This window comes from Allobosea sp. OK403 (assembly GCF_900113835.1).
In the GTDB taxonomy this organism is placed as follows: Bacteria; Pseudomonadota; Alphaproteobacteria; order Rhizobiales; family Beijerinckiaceae; genus Allobosea.
On the sequence record NZ_FOQV01000003.1, the window covers coordinates 971645 to 987237 of the forward strand.

Here is a 15593-nt window from a genome sequence, read left to right on the forward strand (position 1 = left end):
GCCCGGGATGACAGCGTGGGTTTTCAAGTTGCGAGCTTGCAGCGCAGATTCTGCAAACCAATTACGACCCAAAATCACGGCGTCAGCACCAACCGCTCAAACGCTCGTGAAGCGGTCGAGCTGCCAGTCGAGCGCGCCGGGCAGATAGGCCGGCTTCACCGAGGCGCGGTGCACGGCGAAGGCGACGTCGTTGGTGAGCCAGACGAAAGCGGCCGACTTGTCCATTTCCTGCTGCGCCTTGATGACGATCGCGGCGCGCTTGGCCGGATCGGATTCGACGATCGCCTCCTGATAGAGCTTGTCGAATTCCGGGCTGTTGAAGCGCTGCCAGTTCCAGGTGCCGATCTGGCTCGAGACGAACCACTGCATCAGGAAATTGGGGTCGAGCTTGCCGTTGAAGCGCATCATGAACAGATCGAGATTCTTGCCGGCCTCGCCCTTGCCGGCGTCCCAATAGGTGCCGCCTTCCTGGACATCGAGCTCGGCGGTGATGCCGACCTCCTTCAGCAGCGCCTGCGCCACCAGCGCCATGGTCTGGTAGGATGGCTGATTCAGGATGGTGATGCGGGTCTTGATCGCGGTCTGGCCGGCTTCCGCCAGGAGCTTCTTGGCTTCAGTGACATTGCGCTTGTAGACCGGCGCCTCCGTCCAGGCGCCGAGGATCGGCTGCATGACCAGCGTGTTCAGTCGCGGCGCCTTGCCGTTGAAGCCGGCGAGCAGCATCTGATCGACATCGAGCGCGAGCCTAACCGCTTGGCGCACGCGCAGATCGGTGAAGGGCGCCTTCTCCATGTTGATGCCGAGCCAGACATAGGCCAGCCCCGGCGACTGATCGACGACGATGCCTTGCGCCGAGCGCATCGGCTCGGCGACGGAAGGCGGCAGCACCGCGAAATCGAGCTCGCCTGACCGCAGCGCCAGCTCCGCCGTCTTCGGATCCTGGATGAAGTTGACCTTGATCTCCTCGAATGTCGGCTTTGTACCCGAATAAGTCGGATTGCGCTTCAGCACCGCGCCGCGCTGCTTTTCGACCGAGACGACCTGATAGGGGCCCGAGCCGACCGGCTTGGTGTTGTGCTCGACGCCGCGCGCCATCACCGCCTTCTTCGAGACGATGCAGCCCGAAGCATCGGCGATCGCGATCGCGAGCAGCCCGGCATTGGGCTGCGAGAGGTTGATCTTGCCGGTATATGTACCGGTGACCTCGACGCCGGTCAGGCCGGTCCAGTCGCCCTTATAGGGCGAGATCTTGCCGTCGACGGGCGCGACGGCGAAGCGCTCGAAGGAGAATTTCACGTCCTCGGCGGTCATCTCGCCGAAGCCGTCGGTGAACATCTGCCCCGGCTTGAGCGTGAACTCGATCAGGGTCGGGCTGACCTGCTTCAGCTCGGCTGCGGCATCGAGCTCCGTCTCGACCGAGCCGTCCTTCTGCTTGATCAGGCGCTGATAGACGCAGCGGATGACGTTGGCGTCATGCGGGCCGCCGCGGAAGGCGGGATCGAGCACGGTAATGTCGCGCTCGATGCGCACCGCGATGCTCGTCTTGGCCTGCGCCAGGGCCGGCATCGCACCGAGCAGAGGGCTTGCAGTGGCGGCGACCGAGCCTGCCACAAAGGCGCGCCGGGACACGCTGAGCTCCAGATCGTTCTGCATCATCGCTCTCCTCTGTCCATCGGTCTTCAGACGGCCTCCGTCGTCAAACGAGCGAGCCGCCGGGAAGATCCCCCTTGCCGCCATCGTCAGCCGGATCGAGGGGTGAGGTAAAGGGCCGCGCTGCCAGTTCTGTCAGCAATCGCAACGGCAGTGCTCACATCTTCGCGCCTTTTGTGGATGGGAGGTCTGTTGCGCGGCTGTTGAGGCTGCGGCTACCGTTCCAGCCGAGGCGCCATCGGCGCCGCCTTCCACCGCCTGCACATCGCAAGCCATCGACGGAGATCCTTCAGCGTGAGCGAATTCCTTCTGGGCGCCGCGCCGGTCGGGCTCGGCTTCGTCATGGCCGCCAGCCGCCCCGGCACGACGGTCGCGCTTGCGCCTGAAGCACGCGACAAGGTGGCCGCGGCGCGCAAGGTGGTGGAGCGCTATGCGCAAGGCGACGCGCCGATCTACGGGCTCAACACCGGCCTCGGCGGCAACGTCGCCTTCCGCCTGGACAAGGCTCAGATCGAGGCGTTCCAGGTCCAGATGGTGCGCGGGCGCTGCATCGGCATGGGCGAGCCTTTTCCCGAGGCGACGGCGCGCGCCATGTGGCTGTGCCGCTTGATCGGCCTGGCCCAGGGCGGCTCGGGCATCTCCCCACCGGTGCTCGACACGATGGTGGCGATGTTCAATGCGGGACTGACGCCGGTCATTCCCGGACGCGGCTCGATCGGCGCCGGAGATCTCGGGCTTTGCGCCCATCTCGGCGCAGCGGTGATCGGGCTCGGCGAGATCTTCGTGAAGGGCGAAAAGCGACCCGCCATGGAGGCGTTCACCTCGGCCGGGCTGCAGCCGGCGACGCTCGCCGCCAAGGACGGGCTCGCGATCCTGAATGCGAGCGCGGTCAGCTGCGGCCACGCCGCCAAGGTGCTGGCCGAACTCTCCGACATCCTGCTCGCCTCCGTCGCGATCGCAGGGCTGACGGATGAGGGCTATGCCGCCAATCCCCAGATCTTCGACGCCAGGCTCGCAGCCGCGCGGCCCGCCGGCGGCCAGGAGCGGGCGGCGGCGATGTTCCGCGCGGTTCTCGCGGGCAGCTATCTCCATGACGAAGGCGCGGCGCGCTCGATCCAGGACGCGCTTTGCTTCCGCGTGCTCGCCCAGATCTACGGGCCGGCGCTGACGAGCTTCGAGACGGCGGTCGAGAGCGTCGAGACCGAAATCAACGCGGCGGCCGACAACCCGCTGGTCATGACCGACGACGATTTGATCCTGTCCACGGCGAATTTTCATACGCCGGCGATCGCACTGGCTTTCGACATGATGGCGATCGTCAACACGCATCTGGCGACAGCCTCGGCCTACCGCACCATCAAGATGATGAACCACCATCTCTCCGGCCTGCCGAAATATCTCTCGCCGATCGGCGGCGCCTCGAACGGCTACAACTCGCTGCAGAAGACCGCCTCCTATCTGCATGGCGAGATCCGCCTCAAGGCCGCGCCTGCGAGCTGCGACGCTCTCCCGGTCTCGGAAAGCGTCGAGGACCATGCGCCGCAGACGGCATTGACGATCCGCAAGCTGGAGGAGCAGCTCGTGCCCCTGCGCATGCTGTTTGCCATCGAGGCCGTGGTCGCAGCCCAAGCCGTCGATATCGGCAAGCGGCCCCGGCTCGCCCCCGCCACCAGGGTGCTCTACGAGGCGATCCGCGAGAGCGTGCCGATGCTGGTCGAGGACCGCGAGACAGGCCCGGATGCGATGAAGACGCTGGCCGTGATCGCGCAGCCGGCCTTTATCGCCGCTTTACGCGAGGCAATGCCAGCGGATGCGGCAGAGGCCTTCGCATTGTCGCGGAAGGGCTGACGGCGGACGCCTTGCGGCATTCTTCCTGCATTGCGGCAAAAATGGACAGGGACGACAGAACCTGCATCGCAGCGGGCAGAATGCCGTCGCGGCTGCCTGCAAAGGCCGCTCGGGCGGCTATCGCTAGCATAGGCAGAGGCTATTGGACGATCGCCGTGCTGCCTCGCTATCGTTTCCTTGCGAGCTGGGCCGGAGAGGCCATCGGCGGGGATTACTCATATCCGGCAGAGGCTCCAGCCCTGTGCGGCACGACCAAGCTATGATCTAGTTCGAGGCGGGGCGGATCGCGAAAAAGATGCGACCGACGATCAAGACAGTCGAGGCAGTGGGAGATAATGATGACGAGTTCAGCATTCCGCCGGCATCTTGCCGTGACGACCGCGCTGGCAGCCGTCGCGCTGGCGCCGTCCATGGCACCGGCGCAGACACCCAAGACGGGCGGCAGCATCCATGTCGTGGTGCAGCCGGAACCGCCAATGCTGATGCAGGGGCTGAACCAGAACGGCCCGACCAACATGGTCGCGGGCAACATCTACGAATCGCTGCTGCGCTATGACGAGAAGCTCAACCCGCAGCCCTCGCTCGCCAAGAGCTGGGAAATCTCGCCGGATGCCAAGGTTTACACCTTCAAGCTCCAGGACGGCGTGACCTGGCATGACGGCAAACCCTTCACCGCCGACGATGTGGTGTTCTCGCTCGACAAGTTCCTGCGCGAGGTGCATCCGCGCTGGCGCCCGATCGCCAACGGCCAGGTCGAGAAGATCGAGAAAATCGACGACCTCACCGTCAAGATCACGCTGAAGCAGCCCTTCGGCCCGTTGATCCTGTCGCAGGAGGTCGGCGGCGCGCCGATGATCCCCAAGCACATCTATGACGGCACGGATTACCGCGCCAACCCGGCCAACAACACGCCGATCGGCACCGGCCCGTTCAAGTTCAAGGAGTGGAAGAAGGGCTCCTATATCCACCTCGTCAAGAACGAGACCTACTGGCAGAAGGGCAAGCCGAACCTCGACGAGATCTATTGGGAGATCATCCCCGATGCGGCTGCCCGCGCCGTCGCCTATGAGACCGGCAAGATCGACGTGCTGACCGGCGGCTCGGTCGACGTCTACGACGTCGCCCGCCTCTCCAAGCTGCCCAATAGCTGCGTCACCACCAAGGGCTGGGAGATGTTCGCGCCCCATGCCTGGCTGACGCCCAACATCGCCAAGGGCGGTCCGCTCGCCAACAAACAGTTCCGCCAGGGCATGATGTTCGCGATCGACCGCGAATTCGGCAAGGACGTGGTCTGGGGCGGGCTCGGCAAGATCCCAACCGGGCCGGTCTCGTCGAAGACCAAGTTCTATTCGGCCGATGTGCCGAAATATGCCTACGATGTCGCCAAGGCGAAGGAGCTGATCAAGGCCTCGGGCTATAAGGGCGAGCCGATCAAGCTGCTCGCCCTGCCCTATGGCGAGGTCTGGAGCCGCTGGGCCGAGGCGATCAAGCAGAACCTCACCGATGCCGGGGTCAACGTCTCGATCGAGACCACCGACGTGCCGGGCTGGACCCAGAAGGCCAGCAACGGCGATTTCGACATGACCTTCAACTATCTCTACCAACTCGGCGATCCGGCGACGGGCGTGGCGCGCAACTACATCTCGACCAACATCGTCAAGGGCAATCCCTTCGGCAACCAGGGCGCCTATGTGAACCCGGAGGTCGACAAGCTCTTCGCCGACGCCGCGATCGCGCCCTCGGACGCCGCTCGACAGGAACTTTACACGAAAGTGCAGAAGATCCTCGCCGACGACGTGCCCGTGCTCTGGCAGCTCGAGATGGATTTCCCGACGATCTATCGCTGCAACATCAAGAACCTCGTCAACAGCGCGATCGGCGTGAATGACGGCTTCCGGGATGCGTGGAAGGAGTGACGTGGGCCGCGCCTGACGAACAGGCGCGACGTCCTTCGTCATGGTCGGGCTTGTCCCGACCATCCACGTCTTCACTTTTCCAATGCCGTGTTCAAGACGTGGATGCTCGCCACAAGGGCGGGCATGACGGCGAGGTCCACGTCAATGCGGATATCTGAATGAACCTCCTCCACTTCCTCTCCGGCCGACTGGTGAAGGGCGTTCTCGTGCTCTTCGCCATCGCCGTGCTGAACTTCTTCCTGATCCGCGCGGCACCAGGCGACCCGGCGCAGGTGCTGGCCGGCGAAGCGGGCGCGGCCGACGCCCAGTTGCTCGAGCAGTTGCGCCAGCGCTTCGGGCTGAACGAGCCGATCACCACGCAGCTCTGGATCTACATCAAGGGCTACATGACCTTCGATCTCGGCTTCAGCTATCGCCAGCAGCAGCCGGTGCTCAGCCTCGTGCTCGACCGTTTGCCCGCGACGCTGCTGCTGACAGGAGCGGCCTTCGTCGTCTCGCTCGCGCTCGGCATCGTCATGGGCGCGCTGGCCGCAAGGCGGGCCGGGCGCTGGTCGGACAGCCTGATCACGACGCTATCCCTCGTCTTCTACGCGACGCCACTGTTCTGGATCGCGTTGATGAGCCAGATCGTCTTCTCGCTGAAGCTCGGCCTCGTGCCCAATGTGGGGTACGAGACGATTGGCGCGAACTATACCGGCCTGGCGCGGGCGCTCGACATCGGCCACCACCTGATCCTGCCGGCACTGACGCTCGGACTGTTCTTCACCGCGCTCTATGCCCGGATGATGCGCGCCTCGATGCTCGAGGTCGCCGGCGCCGATTTCGTCAAGACGGCGCGGGCCAAGGGCCTCTCGCCTGGCATCGTCTCGCGGCGGCATGTGGCGCGCAACGCGATCCTGCCCGTGGTGACGCTGGCGGGATTGCAGGCCGGCCAGCTCGTCGGCGGGGCGGTGCTGACCGAGACGGTCTTCGCCTGGCCTGGCATCGGCCGGTTGATGTTCGACGCGCTGGTGCAGCGCGACTATTCCGTGCTGCTCGGCGTCTTCTTCATGTCCTCGGCCATGGTCGTCGGCTTCAACATCCTGACGGATCTGGTCTACCGCATCGCCGATCCGCGCATCGAGGCCGCGTCGTGAGTCGCTTTACCAGCTCGTCATGGTCGGGCTTGTCCCGAGCATCCATGTCTTCATTTGCCACGTCTTCCTTTGCCGAATGCCGCGTTCAAGACGTGGATGCTTGCCACAAGGGCGAGCATGACGGCGAGGAGACCGCGTCATGAACTTCCTCAAACGCTTCTGCCGCAATCGCGGCGCGGTCCTCGGCCTGGTGATTCTGCTCGCGGTCGTCGCCTTCGCGCTGCTGGCGCCCTCGCTCTATCCGAGCTCGCCCTGGCGCATGGTCGGGCGGCCCTTCATGGCGCCCTTCGCGCTGGAGCGCTTCCCGCTCGGCACCGACACGCTCGGCCGTGACATCGCGGCGGGCATGGTCCATGGCGCGCGCGTCTCGCTGATGATCGGCGTCGTCTCGACGATCGTCTCGCTCTTGATCGGCGTGCCGCTCGGAGCGATCGCCGGCTATGCCGGCGGCTTCGTCGACGACGCGCTGATGCGCTTCACCGAGTTCTTCCAGACCATTCCCTCCTTCGCGCTGGCGATCGTGCTGGTCGCGATCCTGCAGCCGCAACTGGGCTCGATCGTGCTCGCCATCGGCGTCGTCTCCTGGCCGCCGGTGGCGCGGCTGGTGCGCGGCGAGGTGCTCTCGCTCAAGACGCGCGAATATGTCCAGGCCGCGGTCACGATCGGCCAATCGACGCCGCGGATCATCTTCAGCCAGGTGCTACCCAACACGGTGGCGCCGATCATCGTGATGGGCTCATTGATGATCGGCTCGGCGATCCTGCTCGAATCCGCCCTCTCCTTCCTGGGCCTGGGCGACCCCAACCTGATGAGCTGGGGCTATATGGTGGGGGCGGGGCGCACCCGCCTGCTCGACGCCTGGTGGATCAGCTTCTTCCCGGGCTTTGCGATCTTCCTCACCGTGCTGGCGCTCAACCTCGCCGGCGAGGGGCTGAACGATGCGCTGAACCCGCGCCTCGCACGAGGCCGCGAATGAGCGATATCTCTCCAAAGGCCCCGCCGGTCCTCTCCATCGAAAAACTGACGCTGGCCCTGCCGGCGCTGGCCGACCGGGCGCATGCGGTCGAAGGCGTGACGCTTGCGATCGCGCCCGGCGAAACGCTCTGCGTCGTCGGCGAATCCGGTTCGGGCAAATCGATGATCGCCCATGCCGTGATGGGCTTGTTGCCCAAGGCGGTGAAGCCTGCGGGCGGTGCGATCAGGCTCGCCGGACGCGACCTGCTCAGCCTCGACGAGGAGGCTATGCAGGATGTACGCGGGCGCGAGATCGGCATGATCTTCCAGGAGCCGATGACCTCACTCAACCCGGTGATGCGGGTCGCCGACCAGATCATCGAGACCTTCGAGGCGCATGGGCTGCACGGAGCCTCCGAACGCCGCGCGCGCGCCATCGCCCTCCTGACCGAGGTCGGCCTGCCCGACCCGCCGCGCCTCGCCAAGGCCTATCCGCACGAGCTCTCGGGCGGGCAGCGCCAGCGCGTGATGATCGCGATGGCGCTGGCGCTTGAACCCAAGCTCTTGATCGCCGACGAGCCGACGACCGCGCTCGACGTCACCACCCAGGCGCAGATCCTCAAGCTCCTCGACAATTTGCGCCACAAGCACGGCACGGCGGTGCTGTTCATCACCCATGACATGGGCGTCGTCGCCGAGATCGCCGACCGCATCGCCGTGCTGGAGAAGGGCGTGCTGGTCGAGGAAGGCACGGCCGACCAGGTGCTGGGCGCCCCGCGCCATGCCTATACGCAAAAACTCCTCGCCGCGGTGCCCTCGCTCGTGCCGCCCGTGCGACCGGCCTTGCCGGAGAGTCCCCCCGTGCTCAGCGTCGAGGGGCTCGGCAAGATCTATCGCAAGCGCTCCTTCTTCGGCACGGCGCGCGAGGTCAGGGCAGCTGAGGACATCTCGTTCTCGCTGGTCCGGGGCGAGACGCTCGGGCTCGTCGGCGAGTCCGGCTCCGGCAAATCGACCGTCGGGCGCTGCTGCCTCAGATTGATCGAACCCAATAGCGGGCGGATCGTGCTGAGTGGTCAAGGCTCAGGAGATCTCGTGCTCAGCGATCTCGGTCCCGCCGCGCTGCGCCGACACCGCAAGCGCATCCAGATGGTGTTCCAGGATCCCTTCGCCTCGCTCAACCCGCGCCAGACCGTCGGCCGCATCATCTCCGACGGGCCGGTAGCGCATGGCGTGGCGCGCGTGACCGCTCTGATGAAGGCGCGCGAATTGCTCGAACTCGTCGGCCTCTCCGCCAATGCGGTCGACCGCTACCCGCATGAATTCTCCGGCGGCCAGCGCCAGCGAATCGGCATCGCCCGCGCGCTCGCCCTCGAACCCGATGTGCTGGTGGCCGACGAGGCGGTCTCGGCGCTCGACGTCTCCGTGCAGGCGCAGATCCTGTCCCTGATCAAGGACATCCAGAGCCGGCTCGGTCTTGCCATCCTGTTCGTCACCCACGACCTGCGCGTCGCCGCGCAGATCTGCGACCGCATCGCGGTGATGCAGCGCGGCCGCATCGTCGAGACCGGCCCGACTGCGGCTTTGTTCGCCGCCCCGCAGCACGAGTATACGCGGCAGTTGCTGGCGGCCGTTCCCGGCGGCGGGCGGTTCGGGCATTGATTGGAGAACGGGGCCTCGTTCCTCGTCATGGTCGGGCTTGTCCCGACCATCCACGTCTCCCCTTCATCCGCGCCGCAAGACGTGGATGCTCGGCACAAGGCCGAGCATGACGGCAATAGCCCCGGAGCCCAGCCCATGCCTCTCGATCCCGCGCTACGTGAAAAAATTCTCGCCTCCGTCGAGGCCGGCTTTGCCGAGCAGATCGCCTTCACGCAGGAGCTGATCCGCTTTCCCTCGTTGCGGGGCCAGGAACACACCTGCCAGGACTTCGTCTTCCGGGCGCTGAAGGACCGCGGCTTCACCATGGACCGCTTTGCGATGGACAGGGCGGCGATCGCGGCCCATCCCGGCGGCGCGCCTTTCTCCGACACGCATTCCGACGCCCCGATCGTCGTCGGCATCCATCATCCGCGCGCGGAGACCGGCCGCTCGCTGATCCTGCAGGCGCATGTCGACGTCGTACCGGCCGGCCCTGTCGACCAGTGGAGGCATGCGCCCTTCGACCCGGTGATCGAGGGCGACTGGATGTATGGCCGCGGCAGCGCCGACATGAAGGCCGGGGCCGGCGCCAATTTCTACTGCCTGGACGCGCTGAAGCGCATCGGCCTGCAGCCGGCGGCAACGCTCTATCTCGAATCGGTCGTCGAGGAGGAATCGACCGGGAACGGCGCATTGATGACGCATTTGCGTGGCTACCGCGCCGATGCGGCGCTGATCCCCGAGCCCGAATACGAGATGCTGGCCCGGGCCAATGCCGGCGTGCTCTGGTTCCAGTTCGAGGTCCGCGGCGTCCCGGTGCATGTGCGCGAGATGGGCACTGGGGCCAACGCCATCGACGCTGCCTATCGCGTCGTCGCGGCGCTGCGCAAGCTGGAAGAAGAGTTCAACGCCGAGAAGGCCGGCCGCGAGCATTTCGAGGACCAGCCCCACCCGATCAACCTCAATATCGGCAAGATCGAGGGCGGCGACTGGGCTTCCTCGGTACCGTGCTGGTGCCGGGTCGATTGCCGCGTCGGCCTCTATCCCGGCGTGGCCGCGGAGGAGACGGCCAAGCGCATCGAGGATTGCATCCGAACCGCATCGCGGGCCGACGCCTTCCTCGCCAACAACCCGCCGAAGGTGACCTTCAACGGCTTCTGGGCGGAGGGTTATGTGCTCGCGCCCGGCAGCGAAGCCGAGGCCGTGCTCGGCCGCGCGCATGAGGCCGCGCTCGGAGCGCCGCTGAAGAGCTTCATGACGGCAGCCTATCTCGATGCCCGCGTACACGCGCTCTACGACAAGATTCCGGCGCTCTGCTACGGCCCGATGGGCGAGAACATCCACGCCTTCGACGAGCGCGTCAGCCTGGCCTCGCTGAAGCGCATCACCGGGTCGATGGCGCTGTTCGTGGCGGAATGGTGCGGCGTCGAGGCCGTGAGCGGCTGAAGCACCACAAACGCGCGCGGTCCTGCTACGGCAAAAGATCGCCAGATCCATCTGGAGCCGGCTTTGCCCTGGCGGCCCAACAAAGCTGTTGTCGAATGGCCGCACCGAGGCCGAGAGCCGGATCAATGCGAAAAAACCGGTTCCCACTTTTTCGCATCCTGCTCTTGGGCGTCGCCAATCGGCCGCGGATGCGTGACACTCTACCGGCTTCGGTTGCGCTTGATTCGCATCGGGCGCCCTCGATTTCGCGCAGCCATGGAGACGCCACCCCACGATGAAGAAGGCCAAGCGCACGCCCGGCGAGGCTCGCTTACAGATCGCTGCCATGCCGATCAGACGCATGGACGACGGCTCGACCGAGATCATGCTCGTGACCTCGCGCACGACGCAGCGTTGGATCGTGCCCAAGGGCTGGCCGATCAAGGGGTTGAAGAACCATGAGGCGGCAGCGCGCGAGGCTTTCGAGGAAGCCGGGGTGATTGGGAAGATCAGCGCCAAGCCGGCTGGCCGTTACATCTACTGGAAGCGCATGCGCGACCATTTCGTGCTGTGCACGGTGAAGCTCTATCTGCTCGAAGTCGAGCGGCAGCTCGAAAGCTGGGCCGAGCAGGGCCAGCGGAGCAGCCGGTGGTTCAAGCCCGAAGACGCCGCCGATCTGGTCGACGAGCCCGAATTGAGCACGGCCATCCGCAAACTGGCGATGCCGGTGCCGGGCTGATCAGAAGCCCGATTGCGGGGCCGGCAGCAGACGCCCCCCTTGCTGGGCCTGCGCCTCCTGCGCTTCCCGCAAACGGCTCTCGCGCAGGGCATTGGCGCTTTCCAGGATCGGATAGCCGATCGAAGCGACATGGCCGTGGATGCGCTTGAGGTCGCGGATGATGTCGAGATGGATCGCGCTGGTCTCGATCGATTCCGCCCGCCCGCTGCGCAGCCGCTGGAAATGGCTCTCAGTCGCGCGTCGCTCGGCATCGCGCATCACCGCCTTCTCCGCGAAAAGCTGGCGCGCCAAAGCGAGATCGCGGGTGGCAAAGACGTTGAGCGCCAGCACCAGGCCCGACGAGACGCGCTGGTGGAAGTCGCGGATCTCGGCCAGGCCTTCGGGCGAGAACGCATAGCGCTTGCGGATCTTCTTCTCAGCGAGTTCGCGCAGGTTCTTGTCGATGATGTCGCCGATATGCTCGAGATTGGTGATCAGCGTGATGATCTCGAGCAGGCGGCGGCCCTCCTCCTCGGTCAGTTCGTTGCGCGAGACCTGGACCAGATAGAGCTTGATCGATTCATGGATTGCATCGACCCCGTCATCGGCCTGGGCGATGGCGCGCGAGAGCTTCAACTCATCCTTTTCGAGCAGCGTCATCGTATCGCGCAGCATCAATTCGACGCGGTCGCCCAGATTCAGCGCCTCGCGCATCGCGCAGGCCAGAGCCTCCGAGGGACTGTCGAGCACGGCGGGATCGAGATGGCGCGGCCGCACGGTCGCGTCAGGCGCCTCCTTGCCGGGCATCAAACGCTCGACCAGCCGCGCCACCGGCGCGACAAAGGGCAGGAACACAAGCGCGCCGACTAGGTTCAGCGCGACATGGAACTCGATGGCGAGGCGTGAATCGAGCGTCGGCAGCGTCTGAAGCCAGCCTGCCAGAGGCGCGACGAAGGGCAGCACCAGGAGCGCCAGGACGAGCCGGGTGAACAGGTTGGCGACGGCGGCCTGACGCTGCAGCGCAGGCGCGCCGAGTTGGTCCAGCACCGGGATCAGCGCATTGCCGAGATTGGCGCCGATGACCAGGGTCAGCGCGGTCGCGGGCGGAAACAGGCCGGACGCTGCGAAGGTCGCGATCAGCAGGATGACGGCGATGCTGGAATGGGTCAGCCAGGTCGCAGCAACCGCGACGAGGACCGCCAGCAGCGGCTCATGGCCGATCGCCCCCAGCAGCGTGCGGAAGACCGGTGACTGGGCCAGGGGAGCCGCCGCCGCGTTCAGCTCGATCAGCGACAGCAGGATGAGCCCGATGCCGACGAAGACGCGGCCAATATTGCGGGCGCGGTCCATCGCCTCATTGGCCAGATAGAGCGCGACGCCGATGGCGAGGCAAAGCCCCCAGATCCAGCCCAGATCCATCGAGATCACGAAGGCCGCGAGCGAGGTGCCGAGATTGGCCCCGAGCAGCACGGCCAGCGCCATAGCCGGCACGATCAGGCGGCGACCGGCGAAGGAGGAGACCAGCAGCGTCGTCGCCGTCGAACTCTGCAGCACCATGGTGACCGCGATGCCACTGCCGAAAGCGGCGAAGCGATTGCGTGTGAAGCTCGCCAGGGCATGGCGCAGCGAGGCCCCGAAAGCCCGCATCGCGCCCGTGCGCACCAGCCTGACCGCCCAGATCAGCAGCGCGACGCCGCCGGCAAGGTGGATCAGGACAGTGGTGGCGCTCTCGCTGCTTGTCATCGCCGTGGGGTCTTTCTCCGATTCAGGCCGAAACCGTAGCGCAAAATTCCTAGTTTTTCATTAGCCAACTTATCTTTAATGGCGGCAAAACGTGCTGACAATGCGGCAAGATCGGTGAAATTTTGCGCATCGGAATTGCGGTTAGCGCAATGCGAACCACCCGCGCCTCAGCGCGGCGTGCGCGCCGTCTCCGGGGCGCGCTCACCGCGCGGCGAATGGCAAAAACGCAAGCGATAAGCCCGCGAGAAATGACTCGCGCTGGCGAAACCGCAAGCAAGCCCGGTCTCGAGCACCGAAAGGCTGGTCTGGCGCAGCAGGTCGCGGGCCCGGTCGAGCCGCAAAGCCAAGTAATGCTCGCCGAGCGAGCGGCCAAGATGCAGCCGAAACAGCCGCTCCAGCTGACGCAGGGAGACATTCGCCGTGCGGGCGAGTTCGGCGCGAGCGACGGGATTCTCCAGATTCTGCTCCATCCGGGCGACGACGCGCAGCAGCGGCGCATGGGCGATGCCGAGCCGCTCGCGCAGGGGCATGCGCTGCGGCCCCTCACCTTCCCGGACATGGGTCTGCAGGAACCATTCGCTGACCGCGAGCGCGAGTTGACTGCCATGGTCCCGGGCGATGACGGCGTGCATCATATCGAGCGGGGCGGTGCCGCCGCTCGAGGTCAGACGATCCCGGTCGATCTCGTAAAGCGAGCGGCGCAGGTCAAGATCGGGATAGTCCTCGAGGAAGGCCGGGGCATGCTCCCAATGCAAGGTGAAGCGGTAGCCGGAGAGCACGTTCGCCCGCGCCAGGATATAGGGCCCGCCCGAGACGCCGCCGAGCTTGACGCCGCGCCGCGCCAATTGCCTGAGCCAGGCGAAGGTCGCCGGATGCTGGAAGGCGGCCGGATTGCCGCCGGCGCAGACGAAGACATAGTCGAAGCGGATCTCGTCCCCCAGGCCATAATCGGCCTGGATGCTGACGCCGTTCGAGGCCGGCGCCGGCAGGCCGTCGATCGAGACATGGCTCCAGCGGTAGAGATCGCGCCCCGAGAGGCGGTTGGCCGCCCGCAAGGGCTCGACCGCCGAGGCATAGGCGAGCAGCGCGAAATCCGGAATCAGCAGGAAGCCGATATGGGCCGGGCCCTGGCCGTCGCTATTGGTCAACCTGGCGTCGCTGATGGTCATGTTGACCAGCCTATGATCGTCAATCTCAGGAAGACAAGTCTGGAGCGGCCGCTGGCCGCCGGACAAGCTCTCCGGACCTGATCGCTCATGCGCTATTCCGTCTTCTCGCTGCTCGCCCAGACGCTGGCAGGCCATAAGGGCTGGAAGCCGGCCTGGCGCGACGCCGCGCCCAAGCCTGAATACGACGTGCTGGTCATCGGCGGCGGCGGGCACGGGCTGGCGACGGCCTATTACCTCGCCAGCCAGCACGGCATCAGCAATGTCGCGGTGATCGAGAAGGGCTATATCGGCTCCGGCAATGTCGGCCGGAACACCACGATCATCCGCTCGAACTATCTCCTGCCCGGCAACACGCCCTTCTACGAGCATTCGATGAAGCTCTGGGAAGGGCTGGAGCAGGACATCAACTACAACGCCATGGTCAGCCAGCGCGGGGTGCTGAACCTCTACCATTCCGATGCGCAGCGCGACGCCTATGCCAGGCGCGGCAACGCGATGCGGCTCGCCGGCGTCGATGCCGAACTGCTTGACCGCGAGCAGGTGCGCGCCATGGTCCCCTTCTTCAACTACGAGACCGGACGCTTCCCGATCCAGGGCGGGTTGCTGCAGCGGCGCGGCGGCTCGGTCCGGCATGACGCCGTCGCCTGGGGCTATGCCCGCGCCGCCGACCAGCGCGGCGTCGATATCGTCCAGAACTGCGAGGTCACCGGCCTCTCGATCGAGAATGGCCGCGTCACCGGGGTCGAGACCTCGCGCGGGCCGATCAAGGCGAAGAAGATCGCGCTCGCCGTCGCCGGCAACTCCTCGCGGCTCGCTGCCATGGCGGGGATGCGCCTGCCGATCGAGAGCCATGTGCTGCAGGCCTTCGTCTCCGAAGGCGTCAAGCCATTGATCGACACTGTCGTGACCTATGGCGCCGGCCATTTCTACGTCAGCCAGTCCGACAAGGGCGGGCTCGTCTTCGGCGGCGACATCGACGGCTACAACTCCTACGCCCAGCGCGGCAACCTGCCGGTGATCGAGGATGTGATGGAATCGGCCATGGCGCTGTGGCCCGGTATCGGACGGTTGCGCGTGCTGCGGCACTGGGGCGGGATCATGGACATGTCGATGGACGGCTCGCCGATCATCGACCACACCCCCATCGACGGGCTCTATCTCAATGCCGGCTGGTGCTATGGCGGGTTCAAGGCGACGCCGGCTTCAGGCTGGTGCTTCGCCCATCTGATCGCACGCGACGAGCCCCACCCTGTCGCGACCGCCTTCCGGCTCGACCGTTTCACTACGGGCCGCGTCATCGACGAAAAGGGCGTCGGCGCCCAGCCGAACCTGCATTGAGGCGCGCGATGCCTACGCTTCCTCTTCCGTCATGGTCGGGCTTGTCCCAGCCATCCAC

Annotated in this window: 11 protein-coding genes; 8 read left to right on the forward strand and 3 right to left on the reverse strand. The window is 65.9% G+C overall.

The features are described from left to right. Window positions 1–96: 96 nt before the first annotated feature. Entirely contained in the window at window positions 97–1653 is a 1557-nt protein-coding gene (locus BMZ97_RS15780; RefSeq protein WP_175525575.1) for an ABC transporter substrate-binding protein, read from the reverse strand. A 291-nt stretch (window positions 1654–1944) separates the two neighbouring features. Between BMZ97_RS15780 and BMZ97_RS15785 the strand changes: the two genes are divergently transcribed. The 7 genes from BMZ97_RS15785 (at window position 1945) to BMZ97_RS15815 (ending at window position 11306) form a co-directional block, all read left to right on the forward strand. Then, window positions 1945–3498: an HAL/PAL/TAL family ammonia-lyase gene (locus BMZ97_RS15785; protein WP_092171107.1), complete on the forward strand. Its 1554-nt coding sequence runs from the start codon at window positions 1945–1947 to the stop codon at window positions 3496–3498. Between the two features lie 410 nt (window positions 3499–3908). After that, on the forward strand, window positions 3909–5414 hold the full coding sequence (locus tag BMZ97_RS15790; protein ID WP_244546451.1) for an ABC transporter substrate-binding protein: 1506 nt from the start codon (window positions 3909–3911) through the stop codon (window positions 5412–5414). Between the two features lie 158 nt (window positions 5415–5572). After that, window positions 5573–6550 (forward strand): ABC transporter permease, encoded by a 978-nt coding sequence (locus tag BMZ97_RS15795; protein ID WP_092171110.1) that lies wholly within the window; start codon window positions 5573–5575, stop codon window positions 6548–6550. 139 nt (window positions 6551–6689) lie between these two features. Then, window positions 6690–7526, forward strand: a complete 837-nt coding sequence (locus BMZ97_RS15800) for an ABC transporter permease (RefSeq protein WP_092171112.1) — start codon at window positions 6690–6692, stop codon at window positions 7524–7526. Beyond that, window positions 7523–9163: an ABC transporter ATP-binding protein gene (locus BMZ97_RS15805; RefSeq protein WP_092171115.1), complete on the forward strand. Its 1641-nt coding sequence runs from the start codon at window positions 7523–7525 to the stop codon at window positions 9161–9163. Before BMZ97_RS15800 ends, BMZ97_RS15805 begins: the two co-directional genes overlap by 4 nt. Before the next feature lie 135 nt (window positions 9164–9298). Then, window positions 9299–10588: an ArgE/DapE family deacylase gene (locus BMZ97_RS15810; protein ID WP_092171118.1), complete on the forward strand. Its 1290-nt coding sequence runs from the start codon at window positions 9299–9301 to the stop codon at window positions 10586–10588. 325 nt (window positions 10589–10913) lie between these two features. Then, a complete protein-coding gene (locus BMZ97_RS15815; protein WP_244546425.1) occupies window positions 10914–11306 on the forward strand; it encodes an NUDIX hydrolase in 393 nt (130 codons plus the stop codon). Here BMZ97_RS15815 and BMZ97_RS15820 read toward each other — a convergent pair whose 3' ends face one another. Beyond that, complete coding sequence (locus BMZ97_RS15820) at window positions 11307–13028, reverse strand: Na/Pi cotransporter family protein (RefSeq protein ID WP_092171123.1); 1722 nt, start codon at window positions 13026–13028, stop codon at window positions 11307–11309. A gap of 167 nt (window positions 13029–13195) precedes the next feature. Beyond that, window positions 13196–14197 carry a GlxA family transcriptional regulator gene (locus BMZ97_RS15825; RefSeq protein ID WP_092171126.1) on the reverse strand — a complete coding sequence of 334 codons (1002 nt, stop codon included), beginning with the start codon at window positions 14195–14197 and terminating at the stop codon, window positions 13196–13198. Window positions 14198–14284: 87 nt separating this feature from the next. Here BMZ97_RS15825 and BMZ97_RS15830 point away from each other — a divergent pair, with 87 nt between their 5' ends. Continuing rightward, on the forward strand, window positions 14285–15535 hold the full coding sequence (locus tag BMZ97_RS15830; protein WP_092171128.1) for a sarcosine oxidase subunit beta family protein: 1251 nt from the start codon (window positions 14285–14287) through the stop codon (window positions 15533–15535). The last annotated feature ends 58 nt before the right edge of the window (window positions 15536–15593 follow it).